Source organism: Buttiauxella sp. JUb87, from assembly GCF_004361975.1.
Classification (GTDB): domain Bacteria; phylum Pseudomonadota; class Gammaproteobacteria; order Enterobacterales; family Enterobacteriaceae; genus Buttiauxella; species Buttiauxella ferragutiae.
Genome location: NZ_SNVY01000003.1, coordinates 397,022 through 414,840 on the forward strand (window position 1 = coordinate 397,022; position 17,819 = coordinate 414,840).

Annotated in this window: 15 protein-coding genes and 6 tRNA genes; 2 read left to right on the forward strand and 19 right to left on the reverse strand. The window is 50.5% G+C overall.

Translation table 11 applies throughout. The features are described from left to right. Position 1: 1 nt before the first annotated feature. The gene (gene iolB, locus EC843_RS13895) at positions 2–817 is read left to right on the forward strand and encodes a 5-deoxy-glucuronate isomerase (RefSeq protein ID WP_133522414.1); all 816 of its coding nucleotides are present in this window, start codon (positions 2–4) and stop codon (positions 815–817) included. A gap of 59 nt (positions 818–876) precedes the next feature. Here iolB and EC843_RS13900 read toward each other — a convergent pair whose 3' ends face one another. From EC843_RS13900 to miaB, 9 genes are all read right to left on the reverse strand, one after another. Next, a complete protein-coding gene (locus tag EC843_RS13900) occupies positions 877–1,602 on the reverse strand; it encodes an amino acid ABC transporter ATP-binding protein (protein ID WP_064548682.1) in 726 nt (241 codons plus the stop codon). After that, the gene (gene gltK / locus EC843_RS13905) at positions 1,602–2,276 is read right to left on the reverse strand and encodes a glutamate/aspartate ABC transporter permease GltK (protein WP_064548680.1); all 675 of its coding nucleotides are present in this window, start codon (positions 2,274–2,276) and stop codon (positions 1,602–1,604) included. Before gltK ends, EC843_RS13900 begins: the two co-directional genes overlap by 1 nt. Next, positions 2,276–3,016 (reverse strand): amino acid ABC transporter permease, encoded by a 741-nt coding sequence (locus EC843_RS13910; protein WP_064548679.1) that lies wholly within the window; start codon positions 3,014–3,016, stop codon positions 2,276–2,278. Before EC843_RS13910 ends, gltK begins: the two co-directional genes overlap by 1 nt. 260 nt (positions 3,017–3,276) lie before the next feature. Further along, on the reverse strand, positions 3,277–4,188 hold the full coding sequence (locus EC843_RS13915; RefSeq protein ID WP_064548677.1) for an amino acid ABC transporter substrate-binding protein: 912 nt from the start codon (positions 4,186–4,188) through the stop codon (positions 3,277–3,279). A gap of 366 nt (positions 4,189–4,554) precedes the next feature. Continuing rightward, complete coding sequence (gene lnt, locus EC843_RS13920) at positions 4,555–6,096, reverse strand: apolipoprotein N-acyltransferase (protein WP_064548675.1); 1,542 nt, start codon at positions 6,094–6,096, stop codon at positions 4,555–4,557. Between the two features lie 7 nt (positions 6,097–6,103). Continuing rightward, complete coding sequence (corC, locus tag EC843_RS13925; RefSeq protein ID WP_064548673.1) at positions 6,104–6,982, reverse strand: CNNM family magnesium/cobalt transport protein CorC; 879 nt, start codon at positions 6,980–6,982, stop codon at positions 6,104–6,106. Positions 6,983–7,081: 99 nt separating this feature from the next. After that, positions 7,082–7,549 (reverse strand): rRNA maturation RNase YbeY, encoded by a 468-nt coding sequence (ybeY, locus tag EC843_RS13930; RefSeq protein WP_064548671.1) that lies wholly within the window; start codon positions 7,547–7,549, stop codon positions 7,082–7,084. After that, positions 7,546–8,607, reverse strand: coding sequence for a PhoH family protein (locus tag EC843_RS13935; RefSeq protein WP_162303007.1), 1,062 nt, complete (start codon positions 8,605–8,607; stop codon positions 7,546–7,548). The genes ybeY and EC843_RS13935 overlap by 4 nt, the downstream gene beginning before the upstream one ends. Before the next feature lie 200 nt (positions 8,608–8,807). Continuing rightward, a complete protein-coding gene (miaB, locus tag EC843_RS13940; protein WP_064548667.1) occupies positions 8,808–10,235 on the reverse strand; it encodes a tRNA (N6-isopentenyl adenosine(37)-C2)-methylthiotransferase MiaB in 1,428 nt (475 codons plus the stop codon). Between the two features lie 135 nt (positions 10,236–10,370). Between miaB and ubiF the strand changes: the two genes are divergently transcribed. Beyond that, positions 10,371–11,546, forward strand: coding sequence for a 3-demethoxyubiquinol 3-hydroxylase (gene ubiF / locus EC843_RS13945; RefSeq protein WP_133522415.1), 1,176 nt, complete (start codon positions 10,371–10,373; stop codon positions 11,544–11,546). 112 nt (positions 11,547–11,658) lie between these two features. Here the strand turns inward: ubiF and EC843_RS13950 are convergent. The 10 genes from EC843_RS13950 to nagA all read right to left on the reverse strand — a co-directional run bounded on the left by EC843_RS13950 (position 11,659) and on the right by nagA (position 17,812). Then, positions 11,659–11,733, reverse strand: a tRNA-Gln gene (locus EC843_RS13950). A 6-nt stretch (positions 11,734–11,739) separates the two neighbouring features. Next, a tRNA-Met gene (locus EC843_RS13955) sits at positions 11,740–11,816 on the reverse strand. A gap of 24 nt (positions 11,817–11,840) precedes the next feature. After that, positions 11,841–11,915, reverse strand: a tRNA-Gln gene (locus tag EC843_RS13960). Between the two features lie 55 nt (positions 11,916–11,970). Then, positions 11,971–12,045, reverse strand: a tRNA-Gln gene (locus tag EC843_RS13965). A 19-nt stretch (positions 12,046–12,064) separates the two neighbouring features. Beyond that, positions 12,065–12,149, reverse strand: a tRNA-Leu gene (locus EC843_RS13970). Positions 12,150–12,165: 16 nt separating this feature from the next. After that, positions 12,166–12,242: transfer RNA gene (locus tag EC843_RS13975), tRNA-Met, on the reverse strand. 251 nt (positions 12,243–12,493) lie between these two features. Then, positions 12,494–14,158 carry an asparagine synthase B gene (gene asnB / locus EC843_RS13980; protein WP_064548661.1) on the reverse strand — a complete coding sequence of 555 codons (1,665 nt, stop codon included), beginning with the start codon at positions 14,156–14,158 and terminating at the stop codon, positions 12,494–12,496. 462 nt (positions 14,159–14,620) lie between these two features. After that, positions 14,621–15,373, reverse strand: coding sequence for an HAD-IIA family hydrolase (locus EC843_RS13985; RefSeq protein ID WP_064548660.1), 753 nt, complete (start codon positions 15,371–15,373; stop codon positions 14,621–14,623). A 62-nt stretch (positions 15,374–15,435) separates the two neighbouring features. Then, complete coding sequence (locus tag EC843_RS13990) at positions 15,436–16,656, reverse strand: N-acetylglucosamine repressor (protein WP_064548658.1); 1,221 nt, start codon at positions 16,654–16,656, stop codon at positions 15,436–15,438. Between the two features lie 7 nt (positions 16,657–16,663). Further along, positions 16,664–17,812, reverse strand: a complete 1,149-nt coding sequence (nagA, locus tag EC843_RS13995; protein WP_064548657.1) for an N-acetylglucosamine-6-phosphate deacetylase — start codon at positions 17,810–17,812, stop codon at positions 16,664–16,666. Between the last annotated feature and the right edge of the window lie 7 nt (positions 17,813–17,819).

Genomic DNA, 17,819 nt, shown 5'->3' on the forward strand with positions numbered 1-17,819 from the left:
GATGTCCAGATTACTTTCGCGCTGGCAACAGCCAGACGAGCAGGGGCGTACGCAACACATTACGCCGCATACGGCAGGCTGGGGATATGTCGGTTTTGACGTTTATCAACTGCGTGAAGGGCAGCGCCTGGAATTGCCCGCAGTGGATGACGAGCGTTGCCTGGTGTTGGTGGCAGGACGTGCCACCATCGACACGCCTTATGCACGTTTCCCGGAAATTGGTGGCCGTATGAGCCCGTTTGAGCGGAGTAAACCGTGGGCGGTGTATGTCACAAGCGGCGAAACGGTGCAAGTCGAAGCGCTGACCCAGCTTGAACTGGCGGTATGTTCGGCACCGGGTAAAGGCACGCACAAAACACGGCTTATCGCGCCGCAAGATATTGCTGCCGAGGCGCGGGGTAAAGGCCATAACCAGCGCTATGTGCATAATATTCTGCCGGAAGATAAAGCCGCCGACAGCTTGTTGGTTGTCGAGGTGTATACCAATGAAGGCTGCACCAGCTCTTATCCCAGCCATAAGCACGACACGGATAACCCGCCCAACGAAACCTATCTTGAGGAGACGTATTACCATCGCCTCAACCCGTCGCAGGGTTTCTGTATGCAGCGTGTGTATACCGATGATCGTTCACTGGACGAATGCATGGCAGTCTATGACAAAGACGTGGTGAAGGTGCCGAAGGGATATCATCCGGTGGCCACTATGGCGGGTTATGACAGCTATTATTTGAACGTGATGGCTGGGCCGGTTCGCAAGTGGATGTTTACCTGGGAGCAGGATCATGCCTGGGTAAATAGCGAGGAATATCAGGGGTAGACGCGGGTTTTAACTGAAAAGGGTGGATGCCATATAGCATCCACCCTTTTTTTAGGCTTTTAGTGCAGGATTTTCGCCAGGAAGTCTTTCGCTCGCTCAGACTGCGGATTGTTGAAGAAGTCTTCTTTATTGGAATCTTCGACAATCTTCCCTTCATCCATAAAGATCACGCGGTTCGCCACTTTACGGGCAAAGCCCATTTCGTGTGTCACCACCATCATGGTCATGCCTTCGTTTGCCAGTTCGACCATCACGTCCAGCACTTCGTTGATCATCTCGGGATCAAGCGCGGAAGTTGGTTCGTCAAACAGCATGGCAACCGGGTCCATACACAACGCGCGCGCAATCGCCACACGTTGCTGCTGGCCGCCGGAAAGCTGCGCCGGGAACTTATCGGCATGCGCCGTCAGCCCAACGCGCTCGAGCAACTTAAGCCCTTTTTTACGCGACTCTTCTTTGTTGCGCTTCAGTACTTTCACTTGTGCCAGCGTCAGGTTTTCAATAATCGACAGATGCGGGAAAAGCTCAAAGTGTTGGAACACCATGCCAACGTGCGAGCGCAATTCAGCCAGATTGGTTTTCTTGTGGTTTACCTGCGTGCCGTTTACCACGATCTCGCCTTTTTGCACCGGTTCCAGACCGTTGACGGTTTTGATCAGTGTTGATTTACCGGAACCAGACGGCCCACAAACTACCACCACTTCGCCTTTTTTAACGCTCGTTGAGCAGTCGGTTAGCACCTGAAAGTGACCGTACCATTTAGAAACATTTTTCAGGGAAATCATTACACTGTCCTTTTCTTCAAGTAGGTAACCAACAGCGAAGCACTCAAACTGATGACGAAATACACCAAACCGGCAAACAGAATCATCTCAACCTGGGTTCCGTCGCGCTCGCCAATGGTGGTCGCGGTACGGAAGAAATCAGCCAGGCTTAATACATATACCAACGACGTATCCTGGAATAAGACGATGCCCTGGGTTAACAGTAACGGCACCATCGCGCGGAAGGCTTGTGGCAGGATAATCAGTTTCATTGACTGCCAGTGTGTCATCCCGAGCGCCAGCGCGGCATGAGACTGCCCGCGTGAAATGCTCTGAATACCGGCACGAATAATTTCGGAATAGTAGGCGGCTTCAAACATCGAGAAGGCGACCATCGCCGAAATCAGGCGGATGTCCGTCTGTGGCGAAAGCCCCAACACTTTCTGTAAGAACCCCGGCACCACCAGATAGAACCACAGCAGCACCATCACCAGCGGGATAGAACGGAAAACGTTGACGTAGGCGCTGGCAAACCAGGCGATTGGCTTGATTGGCGACAGGCGCATCACTGCCAGCAAGGTTCCCCACACGATACCGATGACCACCGCAGTGACCGTGATTTTCAGGGTGATAATTAACCCCTGAATCAGGTATGGCATAGCGGGTAAAATTGAAGTCCAGTCAAAATCGTACATTATTTGCCTCCCATGTTGCCAGGCAGGCGAATTTTACGTTCAACCACATACATCACCAGCATAATCACGGCGTTAATCAGCACATAAGCGAGTGTGATGGCGGTAAATGATTCGTAGGCGTGAGCAGAGTAGTCGAGCAATTTACCGGCTTGCGCGGCCATATCGACCAGGCCAATGGTTGATGCGATGGCCGAGTTCTTCACCAGGTTCATCATCTCAGAGGTCATTGGCGGCACAATCACGCGGTAGGCATTCGGTAGCAAAACATAACGATAGGCTTGCGGCAGGGTCAGCCCCATCGCGAGTGCCGCGTTTTTCTGCCCGCGAGGTAGCGATTGAATAGCAGCACGAACTTGTTCGCAGACACGAGCGGCGGTAAACAGACCGAGGCAAATCATCGACGAGAGGAAGAATTGTATATTCGGGTCAAGCTCAGACTTAAACCACATGCCGAGGTTTTCGGGCAGTAATTCCGGCACCACTAAGTACCAGGTAAAAAACTGCACGATAAGCGGCACATTACGGAATAACTCGACATACAGTGTGCCCATACCCGAAAGCCATTTATTCGGGACGGTACGCAAAATACCGAACAGTGAGCCGACAAAGAAAGCGATTATCCATGCGCAGATGGACAAGGCGACGGTGACCTGGAAGCCATTCCAGATCCAGCCCAGATAAGTGGTGTTGCCGAACGGGGCGGGCTGTAGAAATATTCCCCAGTTCCAGTCTATAGACATAACGTACTCCATGAAAAAATTGAGGGTAGCAGTCACGCTACCCTCGAAGATTGATGAGAAGCTTGTACCCGTATTTCAGGTCATAGCCTGAGATTTTTGGGTACTTTCACGTCGGATGGGGAACGGCCATCCAACGCATAGTCTGTCCGAGCTTCAGTTCGTCAATCGAGAGGGCAAGGTCATCCCGGCCCCTGGTTCTATACCCGTCATCCTTCAAGCTGAAGGGGTGTTGGCTGCAACTCGAATGCTAACGGGTATGATTAATTAACTGCTTTATCGTTTGGTGTTTTGAACAAGGCTTTCATGTCGTCAGACAGCGCGAAGTTCATGTTGATGTTTTTCGGTGGGATTGGGTTCATGAACCACTTATCGAACCATTTAGCTGCTTCACCGGACGTTTGTGTCTGAGCAATGGTGTCATCCATCAGCTTTTTAAAATCAGCATCGTCTTTACGCAACATACAGCCGTACGCTTCGTGTGATTGCGGAGTGCCAACGATTTCCCAGTTATCCTGTTTCTTCGCTTTTGCACGCTCACCGGCTAACAGGGCATCATCCATCATAAAGGCGACAGCACGGCCACTTTCCAGGGTGCGGAACGAGTCACCGTGGTCTTTGGCGCTGATAATGCGCATGTCCATTTTTTTCTCTTCATTCAGCTTGTTAAGCAGAACTTCAGAAGTGGTACCGGAGGTCACAACCACCGCTTTGCCTTTCAGATCGGCAAAGTCTTTAATCTCGCCGCCTTTCTTAACCAGCAAACGAGTACCTACCACGAAGATAGTGTTGGAGAACGAGGCTTGTTTCTGGCGTTCCAGGTTATTGGTGGTTGAACCGCACTCAAAATCGAAAGTCCCGTTTTGCAGCAATGGAATACGGTTCTGAGAGGTAATCGGGATCAACTTAACTTGCAGGTCAGGTTTGTTGAGTTTTTTCTTTACCGCTTCAACGATGGCATTGGAATAAGCCTGTGAATAGCCGACCACTTTCTGTTGATTATCGTAGTAAGAGAAAGGAACGGAAGATTCACGGTGACCGACCACAATAACGCCATTAGCGGCAATCTTATCCAGAGTGCTTTGTTGAGCAGCAGGTTTCGCATCTTCAGCGTGCGCGATACCCGCGCCTAAACCCATAACCAGCAAAGCTGAGGCTAGTTTACGTAATTGCATGACCAACTCCTTTGTCCTAATGCCACAGGGCATTGATACCTGATGTGAATGTTATTTTGTTGTTGTGTGTTACTAAAACAGGGTGAAACTTGTTCTTTTGTTAACATTTAACATAGCTTGATGTAAAGAATTTGCTATCCAGATGTTTATTTTTGCGAAGTGCGCCGCACCGTTTAAAGGCAAAAATATCTCCTTGCACTACTTTAGTGCTCGTAATGTCATTGTTTGGTGCAGCTCAATGCTTCCTGCTACCCATAGGGTTTGGTTTCAGCATTTTGTTTGTTTCTAATGAGTAAATATTTGCAAAGGTTGTGCCAGAAATAAAAAAGGCCAGCAGTAGCTGGCCATTTTTAGGATGATGCGGGGTTAAAACTTGCGGCGAGAACGAAGAGCCAGCAGAACCGAGGCAAAGCCAAATATCAATGTCAGCCCCCACAGCGGCCAGTCACCGAAGCGCGCATACGGCGTAATACCGCGCGTTGGCGTGACCTTCGCTTCCAGCACTTCGCGCGTAAACTGCGGGATGACTGCATCGACATCGCCATCAGCATTCACCACGGCAGTGATGCCGTTGTTAGTGCTGCGCAGCAGTGGACGACCCAATTCCAGCGAGCGCATGCGTGCCATCTGGAAATGCTGCCACGGGCCAATCGACTTACCGAACCACGCATCGTTGGAAATGGTCAGCAGGAAGTCTGTGTCCGGACGGAAGTTATCACGCACTTGTTCGCCAAGGATGATTTCATAACAGATAGCAGGCGTGAGCTTGATACCGTTGGCTGCAAGTTGTGGCTGTAAATACGGGCCACGGCTAAATGATGACATCGGCAAATCAAAGAACGGGGCCAGCGGGCGCAGAATGGATTCCAGCGGCACAAACTCACCAAACGGTACCAGGTGGTTTTTGTTGTACCGATCGGCGCTGTTGTAGCTGTACTGGTTACCTTCACCCAGCGTGATAATGGTGTTGTAGGTGTCGTAGCGGTTTTGTTTATTCAAACGCGCGTCAACAATACCGGTAATCAGCGAGCTGTGTTTAGAGCGCAGCAGGTCGTCCATCATCGTCAGGAATTGCTGCTGGTTTATCTCCAGATCCGGGATTGCCGATTCAGGCCAGATAATCAGCTGGGATTTACCCATCTGCGGCTGCGTTTTATCGAGGTAAATCTTCAGCGTATTCAGCAACTGGTTTTCATCCCATTTCAGGGATTGCGGAATATCGCCCTGAACCATCGCGACATCGACGGTGCGTTCAGGCTGCGGTTGATACCACTGAATCGAACGTAACGGCCACGGTAGCAGCAACAACGCAGCGGCAATGACCGCAGGACGCCAGTTGCGTTCATGCAGTGCATAAACCAACAAGCCGCTGATAACCATCAGCAGGAAGGTGATGCTTTCGACGCCAAGAATTGGCGCAATGCCTTTTAGCGGACCATCAATCTGGCTATAACCAAATTGCAGCCACGGGAAACCGGTTAATACCCAACCGCGCAGGAATTCAGTGAGTTGCCATAGCATGGGTGCTGCAATAGCCACACGCCACCACGTCGTTTTCGGGCAGAGTTTACTGAGGAAACCGCCAAATAAGCCGGTATATAACGACAAGTAAGCGGCAAGCAAAACCACCAAAAAGATATTCACCGGGCCAGGCATACCACCAAATTGCGCGATACTGACATACACCCAGTTTATGCCTGAGCCAAATAGCCCCAGCCCCCAGAAGAAACCAATCCAGGCGCTTTGAATAGGACGGCGATTGAGAGTCAGCCCCTGAAGCCCAGCCAAAGAAAGAATGGCGGCAGGCCAGAAATCGTAAGGGGAGAAAGCCAGCGTTCCGCAGGCACCAAAAAGCAGCGCCAGCAACAGACGAACGCGCTGGCGTCGAAGGAGTAGGGCTATAGCCATCTTTAAATTAATCTTCCAGTTTCGGTTGTGGCGAGTCGTCCGGAATTCTGACATGAACCTGAATCACACGGCGGCTATCTGCCATCGCGACTTTAAACTGATAACCATCAATTTCAATGGTTTCGCCACGGGCAGGTAAGTGGCCAAAGGCCTGCATCACTAATCCACCAATGGTATCCACTTCGTCATCATTGAAATGGGTAGCGAAGGTGTCGTTGAAATCTTCGATTGAGGCCAAAGCACGGACCGTCCATGTATGGCGGCTTAGCTGGCGGAAATCGCTATCTTCTTCGTCGTCGTACTCATCTTCAATTTCCCCGACAATCAGTTCGAGAATATCTTCGATAGTCACAAGGCCGGAAACCCCGCCAAACTCATCAATCACAATCGCCATGTGGTAGCGCTGCTGACGAAACTCTTTCAGCATGCGGTCAACACGCTTACTTTCTGGCACAACAACGGCCTGACGTAACACTTTTTCCATGCTAAATGGCTCAGTATCGCTGCGCATAAACGGCAGCAGATCTTTGGCCATCAGAATCCCTTCGATATGATCTTTGTCTTCACTGATCACCGGGAAGCGGGAGTGTGCTGATTCGATGATCACATCGAGGCATTCGTCCAGCGTCTGGTTGTGTTTGAGCGTTACCATTTGCGAGCGAGGGATCATGATGTCGCGGACGCGTTGGTCGGCGATGTCCATCACTCCTTCGAGCATGTCGCGGGTATCCTGATCGATCAGATCATTTTGCTCAGAATCACGGATGAGTGTCAGCAGATCGTCACGGTTTTTAGGTTCACCGTGGAATAGCTGGTTGAGAATCAGGGAAAAGAATCCCTTCTTACTGGCAGGCGTGTCACTGTTTTGTGAGTTGTCGTCGCTCATGGCGTTTGGTTTGAGGCCTCTCGATAATGAATTGATAACAGGCAGTTTAATCGTGCACTGCCTGCGGTTCTGCGCTCAGAAGGGTTAACCCTACAGAGACTATTCTTTCTCGGCAATGTACGGATCAGCATACCCAAGAGCAAGCATTATCTCTGTTTCCAGGGATTCCATCTCTTCGGCTTCCTCATCTTCAATATGATCATAGCCAAGCAGATGCAAACTACCGTGGATGACCATATGTGCCCAATGTGCATCCAGCGGTTTTTGCTGCTCTTTTGCTTCTTGTTCCACCACCTGACGGCAAATAATCAGGTCGCCCAGTAACGGAAGTTCAATGCCTGGCGGGGCTTCAAACGGGAACGAAAGCACGTTGGTGGATTTATCTTTCCCACGGTAAGTGAGGTTCAGATCGTGGCTCTCTGCATCATCCACCAGGCGAATCGTAACTTCTGATTCTTCCTGAAACTGTGGAATGACCGCATCAAGCCAGGTCTGAAATTGTTCTTCCGTTGGCAGGCCGCTTGCGTCTTCACACGCGACCTGTAAATCCAGTATTACCTGACTCATTTACTCTCCTGAGCGGCAGCATTGATTGCCATCGCTTCTCGCTTGCGCTCTGCTGCGAGTTCATCTTTACGAACCTGTTCGGCGTTTTCCCACGCTTCATAGGCATTCACAATGCGTGCCACCACCGGGTGGCGTACTACGTCTTCGCTGTTAAGGAAGTTAAAACTGATTTCATCGACTTCGGCCAGCACCTCAATGGCGTGGCGCAGGCCGGATTTCAGATTTTTTGGCAAATCGATTTGGGTGACATCACCAGTAATTACTGCTTTGGAGTTGAAGCCAATGCGCGTCAGGAACATCTTCATCTGTTCGATGGTGGTGTTCTGGCTTTCATCAAGAATGATGAAAGCATCGTTTAATGTACGCCCCCGCATGTAGGCCAATGGTGCGACTTCAATAACATTGCGCTCCATTAGCTTTTCAACGCGCTCAAAACCGAGCATCTCAAACAGGGCGTCGTAAAGCGGACGCAAGTAAGGGTCGACTTTTTGGCTTAAATCGCCAGGCAGGAAGCCCAGTTTTTCACCGGCTTCGACGGCTGGGCGCGTCAGCAGAATACGACGGATATCTTGACGTTCCAGCGCATCCACTGCCGCAGCAACTGCGAGGTACGTTTTACCGGTACCAGCAGGGCCGACGCCAAAGGTGATGTCATGGTCGAGAATATTGGCGATGTATTGCGCCTGATTTGGCGTGCGTGGCTTGATAACGCCACGTTTGGTCTTGATATTGACCGCTTTGCCGTACTCAGGAACACTTTCGGCAGACTGTTCCAGGACGCGAATTTCTTTGATGGCGAGATGGATTTGTTCAGGGGTTATATCCTGAGTCTCGCCGCGCATCGGTGCGGTATCAACGTACAGATTGCGCAGAATATCTGCCGCGGCGTTTACTAAAATCGGGCGACCCGTGAGCTTGAAGTGATAGTCGCGACGGTTGATTTCGATCCCCAGCCGACGTTCAAGCTGCTTGATGTTGTCATCAAATGGGCCACACAGGCTTAGCAGACGCGCATTGTCTGCGGGTTCTAGCGTAATTTCACGTGTTTCGATATTCAAACTTATCCTCGGGGTCACTCTGGGCCAGTTGAAGGAGTTGCTGCATTAACGCAGGCCATAAAAAGATTATTTACGGCGAGTGAAGATGGTGCAAGCCTGGTTTTTGATATTTGGGTGGCTGATTCAGAATGCAAGTGCAAATACTGAAAATGCCCGTCGGTTCACGGCGTTAGTGAACCGACGGGCAAAGCAGGGAGGAATTAAGGCTGATAAATTCCAACGCCGATTTCATTTTCTTTACGAGTGCGGGCAATAACTGACTCCGGAGACTCGGCAATACGCAGGCCCATCTGGTCTTCGGTGCGCACGACTTTTCCGCGCAGTGAGTTGTTAGTCGCCACTTCAGTAATTTCGACATCGACAAATTTACCGACCATGTCCGGGGTGCCCGCAAAGTTGACGCCACGGTTGTGTTCGGAACGACCGGTCAGCTCCATAATGTTTCTGCGTGACGTGCCTTCAACCAGAATGCGTTGTGTGGTGCCAACCATTTTCCGGCTCAACTCCATTGCTTGCTGGTTGATGCGGTCTTGCAGAATATACAGACGCTGTTTTTTCTCTTCTTCTGGCACGTCGTCAACCATATCGGCGGCGGGGGTGCCAGGGCGTGAGGAGAAGATGAAGCTGTAGCTGACGTCAAAATTCACGTCGGCAATCACTTTCATGGTTTGCTCGAAGTCCTGCTGGGTTTCACCAGGGAAGCCAACGATAAAGTCAGAGCTAATCTGGATATCTGGACGGGCTGCGCGCAGCTTGCGAATCGTCGATTTGTATTCAAGAGCGGTATGGGTACGACCCATCAGGTTCAACACACGGTCTGAACCACTTTGAATCGGCAGATGCAGGAAACTCACCAGCTCAGGCGTATCACGATAAACCTCGATGATATCGTCGGTGAATTCAATCGGGTGGCTGGTGGTAAAACGAATACGGTCAATACCGTCAATTGCCGCCACCAGGCGCAGCAGTTCTGCGAATGAACAGATACCACCATCGAAAGTCGGCCCGCGGTAAGCATTCACGTTTTGGCCAAGCAGATTCACTTCACGCACGCCTTGCGCTGCGAGCTGTGCGATTTCAAACAGCACATCATCACACGGGCGGTTCACTTCCTCACCGCGGGTATAAGGCACCACGCAGTAAGTACAATACTTGTTACAGCCTTCCATAATAGAAACGAAAGCGGTCGGGCCATCGGCTTTTGGCTCTGGCAGACGGTCAAACTTTTCGATTTCCGGGAAACTGACGTCAACGATTGGGCTACGGTTACCACTAACTTTGTTGATCATTTCCGGTAAGCGATGCAGGGTTTGCGGTCCGAAAACGATATCAACATAGTGCGCGCGACTGCGGATCAGCTTGCCTTCCTGGGAAGCAACGCAGCCGCCAACGCCGATAATGATATCGGGATTTTTGCGCTTTAAGAGTTTCCAACGGCCAAGCAGATGGAATACTTTTTCCTGGGCCTTTTCACGGATAGAGCAGGTATTGAGCAGCAATACGTCCGCTTCTTTTGGGTTATCCGTGAGGATATAGCCATGCGTGCTGTTCAGCAGATCGGCCATCTTCGATGAATCGTATTCGTTCATCTGACAGCCCCAGGTTTTGATATGGAGTTTTTTTGTCATCGACTTGCCATTGCTCAGTTAAAGCCAGGAATTCAGGCCGCGTATTGTAATGCTTTGGCCTTGATGTGACCAGCCTACGAAACCGGCGTAAAAATCCGGTAGAATCAGGATAGACAATTTAAGGACAAAATCATCATGTTGAACCAGCCAATAGATGTTGCGGTAGTCGGCGGGGGGATGGTCGGCGCGGCTGCCGCTCTTGGTCTCGCGCAAAATGGTTTTCAAGTGGCAGTGATTGAGCATCAGGCGCCTGCTGCCTTTGACGCCACAAGCCAACCCGATGTGCGTATTTCGGCCATCAGCAGCGCGTCAGTGGGTTTACTGAAATCGCTAGGTGTCTGGCAGGCGATTCGGGCAATGCGTACACATGCGTATCGCCAGCTTGAAACCTGGGAGTGGGAAAGCGCACACGTGAGCTTTAATGCCCAGGAGCTTGGACTGCCAGAACTGGGTTATATGGTTGAAAACCAGGTTTTGCAGCTGGCTTTATGGCAGGCGCTGGAAGTCCATCCGAACGTTACGTTGCTCTGCCCGGCCCAAATTGACCGTATGCACGGGCAAGCAGGGAAGTGGACGCTGCACTTTGCGGATGAGCAGACCTTAACGGTGCCGATGGTGATTGGTGCTGATGGTGCGAATTCACAGGTGCGCCGCTGGGCGGGCATTGGTATTCATGCCTGGCAATATCGCCAGTCTTGCATGTTAATTACCGTGAAGTGCGAGTCTCAGCCTGGCGACAGTACCTGGCAGCATTTCACACCAGCAGGGCCGCATGCGTTTTTACCGTTGTTCGATAATTGGGCATCTCTGGTGTGGTACGACTCACCGGCTCGAATTCGCCAGTTGCAAAATATGTCGATGCCGCAGCTGCAAAAAGCCATTCAAGCGAATTTTCCTGAACGCTTAGGCAAAGTCACTCCCGTCGCCAGTGGCGCATTCCCGCTGACGCGTCGCCATGCGTTGCAATACACGCAACAAGGTTTGGCGTTGATTGGTGACGCTGCGCATACCATTCACCCGTTAGCCGGGCAGGGGGTAAATCTCGGTTATCGTGATGTGGAAGCGCTGCTTGATGTGATGATCAATGCGCGTAGTTATGGGGAGAATTGGGCGGATGCGCGAGTGTTAAAACGCTACCAGACGCGCAGGCAAGCGGATAATTTCCTGATGCAAAGCGGCATGGATCTGTTCTACGCCGGTTTCAGTAACAACTTAGGGCCGCTGCGAGTCATTAGAAATCTGGGGCTGATGGCAGCAGAACGCGGCGGTGTACTGAAACGCCAGGCGTTGAAGTATGCGTTAGGGTTATGAGTCGATAGTTTTTCGTAGGTCGGATTAGCGTTAGCGACATCCGACTTCAATTCAGACGAGATTATTCAAACGCAGAAAAGCAAAAAGCTCGCCGAAGCGAGCTTTTCATTTTTGGCTGGGGTACGAGGATTCGAACCTCGGAATGCTGGTATCAGAAACCAGAGCCTTACCGCTTGGCGATACCCCAAAAATATGGTGGCTACTACGGGAATCGAACCTGTGACCCCATCATTATGAGTGATGTGCTCTAACCAGCTGAGCTAAGTAGCCTAATTTTAAAACTATTTCTTCGACTGGCTGGGGTACCTGGATTCGAACCAGGGAATGCCGGTATCAAAAACCGGTGCCTTACCGCTTGGCGATACCCCAACTTAGGGCGCACAAAACTAACGTGCTATGTCGAAAACTGCTATATCAAAAAAATTGGCTGGGGTACCTGGATTCGAACCAGGGAATGCCGGTATCAAAAACCGGTGCCTTACCGCTTGGCGATACCCCATCCGTGCAACGCGTTAAAATGGTGCGGGAGGCGAGACTTGAACTCGCACACCTTGCGGCGCCAGAACCTAAATCTGGTGCGTCTACCAATTTCGCCACTCCCGCGCTAAAAAAAGAATAATGGTGGCTACTACGGGAATCGAACCTGTGACCCCATCATTATGAGTGATGTGCTCTAACCAGCTGAGCTAAGTAGCCTTCTTTTTTTCTGCGTAACCTTATCGGCGTTGCGGGGCGCATTATGCGTAGTTGGACTTCTAGCGTCAACAAATTTTTTCCCGAAAAGTCGCGGAAATTGTCTGTTTGACTAGCTTACGAACAGCTTGATGCAATATTCGTCAATTATCGGTTATTTCGTGGTTTTATTTGATGAAAAACCCCGAATAAGGGCTGGGGATATTGCAGAAACAAAAACGGGCCCGTAGGCCCGTGTGTCTAATTTTGCTCGCTTATTTGTAAGCGGACTGGTGAACGCCTACTGCACGGCCTGATGGATCATTCATTGTTTTGAAGGCTTCATCCCATTCAATGGCCTTAGCGGACGAACAGGCAACGGATGGGCCGCCTGGAACACATTGCGCAGCACTTGGCAGTGGGAACAATTCTTCGAAGATTTCACGGTACAAATAAGCTTCTTTAGAGCCTGGTGTGTTGTACGGGAAGCGATAGCTTGCGGTTTCCAGTTGTTGGTCGGTGACCTGACCCGCAGCAACTTCTTTCAGCGTGTCAATCCAGCTGTAACCTACACCATCAGAGAACTGCTCTTTCTGACGCCATGCCACACTTGCTGGCAGATAGGATTCAAAACATTCACGAAGGATATGTTTTTCCATCTTGCCGTTGCCGCACATTTTGTCTTTCGGGTTGATACGCATCGCGACATCGAGGAATTTTTTGTCCAGGAACGGTACGCGAGCTTCAACACCCCAGGCCGACATCGCTTTGTTAGCACGCGCACAGTCAAACATATGCAGTGCTTGCAGCTTGCGAACGGTTTCTTCGTGCAGCTCTTTATCGTTTGGCGCTTTATGGAAGTACAAGTAGCCGCCAAACACTTCATCAGAACCTTCACCAGACAGCACCATCTTGATGCCCATGGCTTTGATTTTGCGTGACATCAAATACATTGGGGTAGAGGCGCGAATAGTGGTCACATCGTAAGTTTCAATGTGATAGATAACATCGCGAATCGCATCCAGGCCTTCTTGCACCGTGAAATGAATTTCGTGGTGCACGGTGCCTAAGTGGTTTGCCACTTCTTGCGCCGCAATCAGGTCAGGAGAACCGACCAGGCCGACCGCAAAGGAGTGCAACTGAGGCCACCAGGCTTCTGAACGCTCTTCATCTTCTACACGACGCGCAGCAAATTTCTTGGTAATTGCAGAGATAACGGATGAATCCAGACCACCAGACAGCAGCACGCCGTACGGCACGTCAGACATCAGGTGGCTTTTTACGGAATCTTCCAGCGCCTGGCGCAATTCGTTTTTGTCGGTGACGTTATCTTTTACTGCATCGTATTCGAACCAGTCACGCTGGTAGTAACTACGGATTTCACCGTCTTTACTCCACAGGTAACTACCCGCCGGGAATTCTTTAATGGTGCGGCAAACTGGAACCAGCGCTTTCATTTCGGAAGCGACATACATGTTGCCGTGTTCGTCATAACCCATATACAAAGGGATGATGCCGATATGGTCGCGGCCAATCAGGTAAGCGTCTTGTGTTTCATCATACAGAATGAAGGCAAACATTCCCTGCAGGTCATCGAGGAACTCTGGGCCTTTTTCCTGATACAGCGCCAGGATGACTTCGCAGTCAGAACCTGTCTGGAATTCGTAACGGTCACCGTATTCTGCGCGCAGCGCCTGGTGGTTGTAGATTTCACCGTTAACTGCCAGTGCGTGAGTTTTTTCTTTGTTATACAGCGGCTGTGCGCCAGCGTTGACGTCAACAATAGAGAGGCGTTCATGGGAAAGAATGGCTTTATCATTTGCGTAAACACCAGACCAGTCCGGGCCGCGGTGGCGCATCAGACGAGACAACTCAAGCGCTTTTTTACGCAATTCGACCGCATCGGTCTTGATATCCAGAACACCAAAAATTGAACACATAGAACTCTCTCCGTAATGCTTCTGTGAGCCATTAAATTGTTTATACCCGTCATACTTCAAGTTGCAGGGGGTTGGCTGCACTATTCGGCTCATCCATGAGCCTCACCCCTTTGGGGCTGCCGCAAGCGGCGTTCAAATCTGCTCCGGGCAGATTTGTCACAAACCCCAGTCACTTACTCAAGTAAGCTCCTGGGGATTTGCTCCCTTGCCGCCTACCTGAAACTCGAATTATTTTGGGTATAGTTGCGTTGCATGACTATGAAAATGCGCAATCATTGACGGGAATGCAAGCCCTTTAGTCTTTCAGGGGTAAATAGTTCAATTGCGATTGTTGATTATTGAAAAATGATGAGGGAATAGACGGAATAATTAGCGGATCGGCAATTTAATGAAAGGATCGTTAAATGATGGTTGCAGATTGATAGGGTGGATTAGCGAATGCATTATCCACCACTTAAACGTTTAGATAATATCGACTTCAGCGACCGACGGGTAAATCCACGAAGGGCGGAACGGCATAGCATCAATATCGTTTAACGTCGAAACACCCGACAGCACCAGAATGGTTTCTAAACCTGCCTGGAAGCCTGCAAGAATATCGGTACGCAAGTTATCGCCAACAATCACCGTATGTTCGGAATGCGCCTGCATCTTGTTGAGTGCGGCACGGATAATCCACGGGCTAGGCTTACCGACACAGAACGGTTTACGACCCGAAATTTTCTCGATCCCTGCGCAAAGCGCACCACAGGCTGGATAGTAACCACGGCCATGTGTATCAGGGTTAGTCGCAATAAAGCGAGCGCCGTTAGCCACAAAATAGGCGGCCTTGTGCATCATTTCCCAGTTATAGGAACGTGTTTCCCCGACGATAACAAAGTCTGGGTTGATGTCAGTGATTGTGAAACCGGCTTTATACAGCTCGTGAATCAATGCACCTTCACCGACAACATAGGCTTTCTTCCCTTCCTGACGGCGCAGGAAATCGGCAGTAGCCATTGCGGAGGTATAGAAGACGCTGTCCGGCACATCAATACCGGCGGATGCAAAACGGTTCGCCAGATCCTGGCCTGTCTGCGAAGGGTAGTTAGTCAGCAGAACTAACGGCATGCCCTTTTCCATGATGCGCGCTAAGAATTCATTAGCACCTGGTACGGCGATGTTGTCGTGCATCAGCACGCCGTCAATATCACAAATTACATTCTGAATGGTCATTGATTACCTTGGCTCACATTTCAGGAAGGCGTAACTATATCGTAAAAAGGCTTACGGCTGAGTTAACTTTCCAGCAAACGTTGCAGCAGAACGCCATTCAACATCGAGCGTTTTACCAAAGCAAACGCGCCAATAGCGGAACGGTCATCGAGTTTTGAACGCACGACAGGCAGGTTTTTGCGGAACGCTTTCAGTACCTGAGTGTTGATACAGCTTTCAATCGCGGGCAGAAGCACTTTTTCGGCTTCAATGATTTCCCCGGCAATCACGACTTTTTGCGGGTTAAACAAGTTAATGGCAATGGCGATGGCTTTACCAAGATGGCGGCCAACATGTTCAATGACTTCGCAGGCTAGCGCATCGCCTTTATTGGCGGCTTTGCAGATGGTAGTAATATCGCAATCTTCGAGTGTCAGGCGGCTGTTGTAACCTTGTTCAAGTAAGTGACGCACACGATGTTCAATAGCGGCATTAGCCGCAATCGTTTCCAGACAACCAAAGTTTCCGCAGTGGCAACGCTCGCCTAAAGGATCCACCTGAATGTGACCAATCTCTCCGACATTACCGTTACGGCCAATAAAAATTCGCCCGTTGGATAAAATCCCCGCCCCCGTGCCGCGGTGAACGCGCACCAAAATGGAGTCATCACAGTCGTGAGTTGCACCAAAGTAGTGCTCAGCAAGTGCCAGGCTACGGATGTCATGCCCCACATAGCAGGTCACTTTGAACTGTTTTTCAAGGCTATCGACCAGCGACCAGTTGTTCACCTGGATATGTGGCATGTAACGAATCACGCCGCTTTCAGGGTCAACCAGACCAGGCAAGATCACTGAGATAGCGATCAGCTCACGCATCTTGCGTAAATTTTGCTCGATGAACTGCGATATAGCATTGAGTAATGCGTGCTCAAGCGTTTCCTGAGTACGTTCAGGAAGGGAGTAATGTTCTTCGGCAAGCGGTTTAGCGCTGAGATCAAACAGCGTGATGGTGGCGTCATGGCGGCCAAGACGCACGCCAATGGCGTGGAAATTGCGGGTTTCAGTAATAATTGAGATAGCGCGGCGGCCTCCGGTGGAAGCCTGTTGATCAACTTCTTTGATCAAGCCGCGCTCAATGAGCTGACGAGTAATTTTCGTGACGCTGGCCGGTGCAAGCTGGCTTTGCTCGGCAATCTGAATGCGGGAGATTGGCCCGTGTTGGTCGATCAGGCGGTATACCGCCGCGCTATTCAGCTGTTTTACCAGATCGACATTACCAATTTGAGCCTGTCCGCCAGTCGTCATGCCTTAATTACTCAGTTACGACCTCGTTACCATTAACGAATGTCTTGGTGATTTTAAAATCGCGGGTAAATGCCGTCAGGTTGGCGACTTTCCCAGCTTCGATAGTCCCTATTTGCTGCTCAACACCCATCGCTCGGGCAGGGTAGAGAGTGGCCATACGCAAGACTTCGTCCAAAGCGATACCTGCATGCTCAACCAGGTTACGTACCCCTTCAATCATCGTCAGGGCAGAACCGCTCAGCGTACCGTTCTCATCTACACATAAACCATCACGGTAGTATATTGTTTTTCCTGCGAAAATGAACTCGTCGATATTCGCACCCGCCGGAGCAGTTGCATCGGTGACCAGGCAAAGCTTATCGCCCTTAACCTTTTTCGCCGTACGAATATTGGCATAGTCCACATGCAAGCCATCGGCAATGATACCGCAGTAAACATCGGGTTCATCAAAAATTGCGCCTGCAAGACCCGGTTCACGGCCAGTGATATATGGCATCGCATTGAAAAGGTGGGTTGCGAAGGTAATTCCTGCACGGAAACCAATTTTGGCTTCTTTTACGGTTGCATTGGAGTGCCCGGCAGAAACGACAATGCCAGAAGCGACCAATTTGCTAATGACTTCTGGTGCCACCATTTCTGGCGCTAAAGTGACTTTGGTGATCACATCTGCGTTTTGGCACAGGAAATCGACCAGTTCGGAGTCAGGTTTACGCACGAAACTTGGGTTGTGCGTACCCTTTTTCACCATATTCAGCCATGGGCCTTCAAGATGCAGACCGAGTGCCTGGTGCTGATATTTCGCCAGGTATTCGCGCATCACTTTCACGCCTTGCTTCATCAGCTCATCGCTGCTGGTAATCAGTGTTGGTAAATAGCTGGTGCAGCCAGAACGCTCATTGGCTTTCTGCATGATTTCCAGCGTTTCAACGGTCACCGCGTCGGCTGAATCGTTGAACTGCACACCACCACAACCATTCAACTGCACATCAATAAAACCGGGGGCGATGATTGCACCGCCCACATCGCGAGTCTCAATACCCGCTGGGAGATCTGAGCGCGGGCAAACGCGTTCAATCAGGCCGTTCGCGATAATTACCGCGTGATCATCAAGAATTTCATGGCCGGTATAAATCCGACCGTGAGTTAATGCAAACATAGGTACC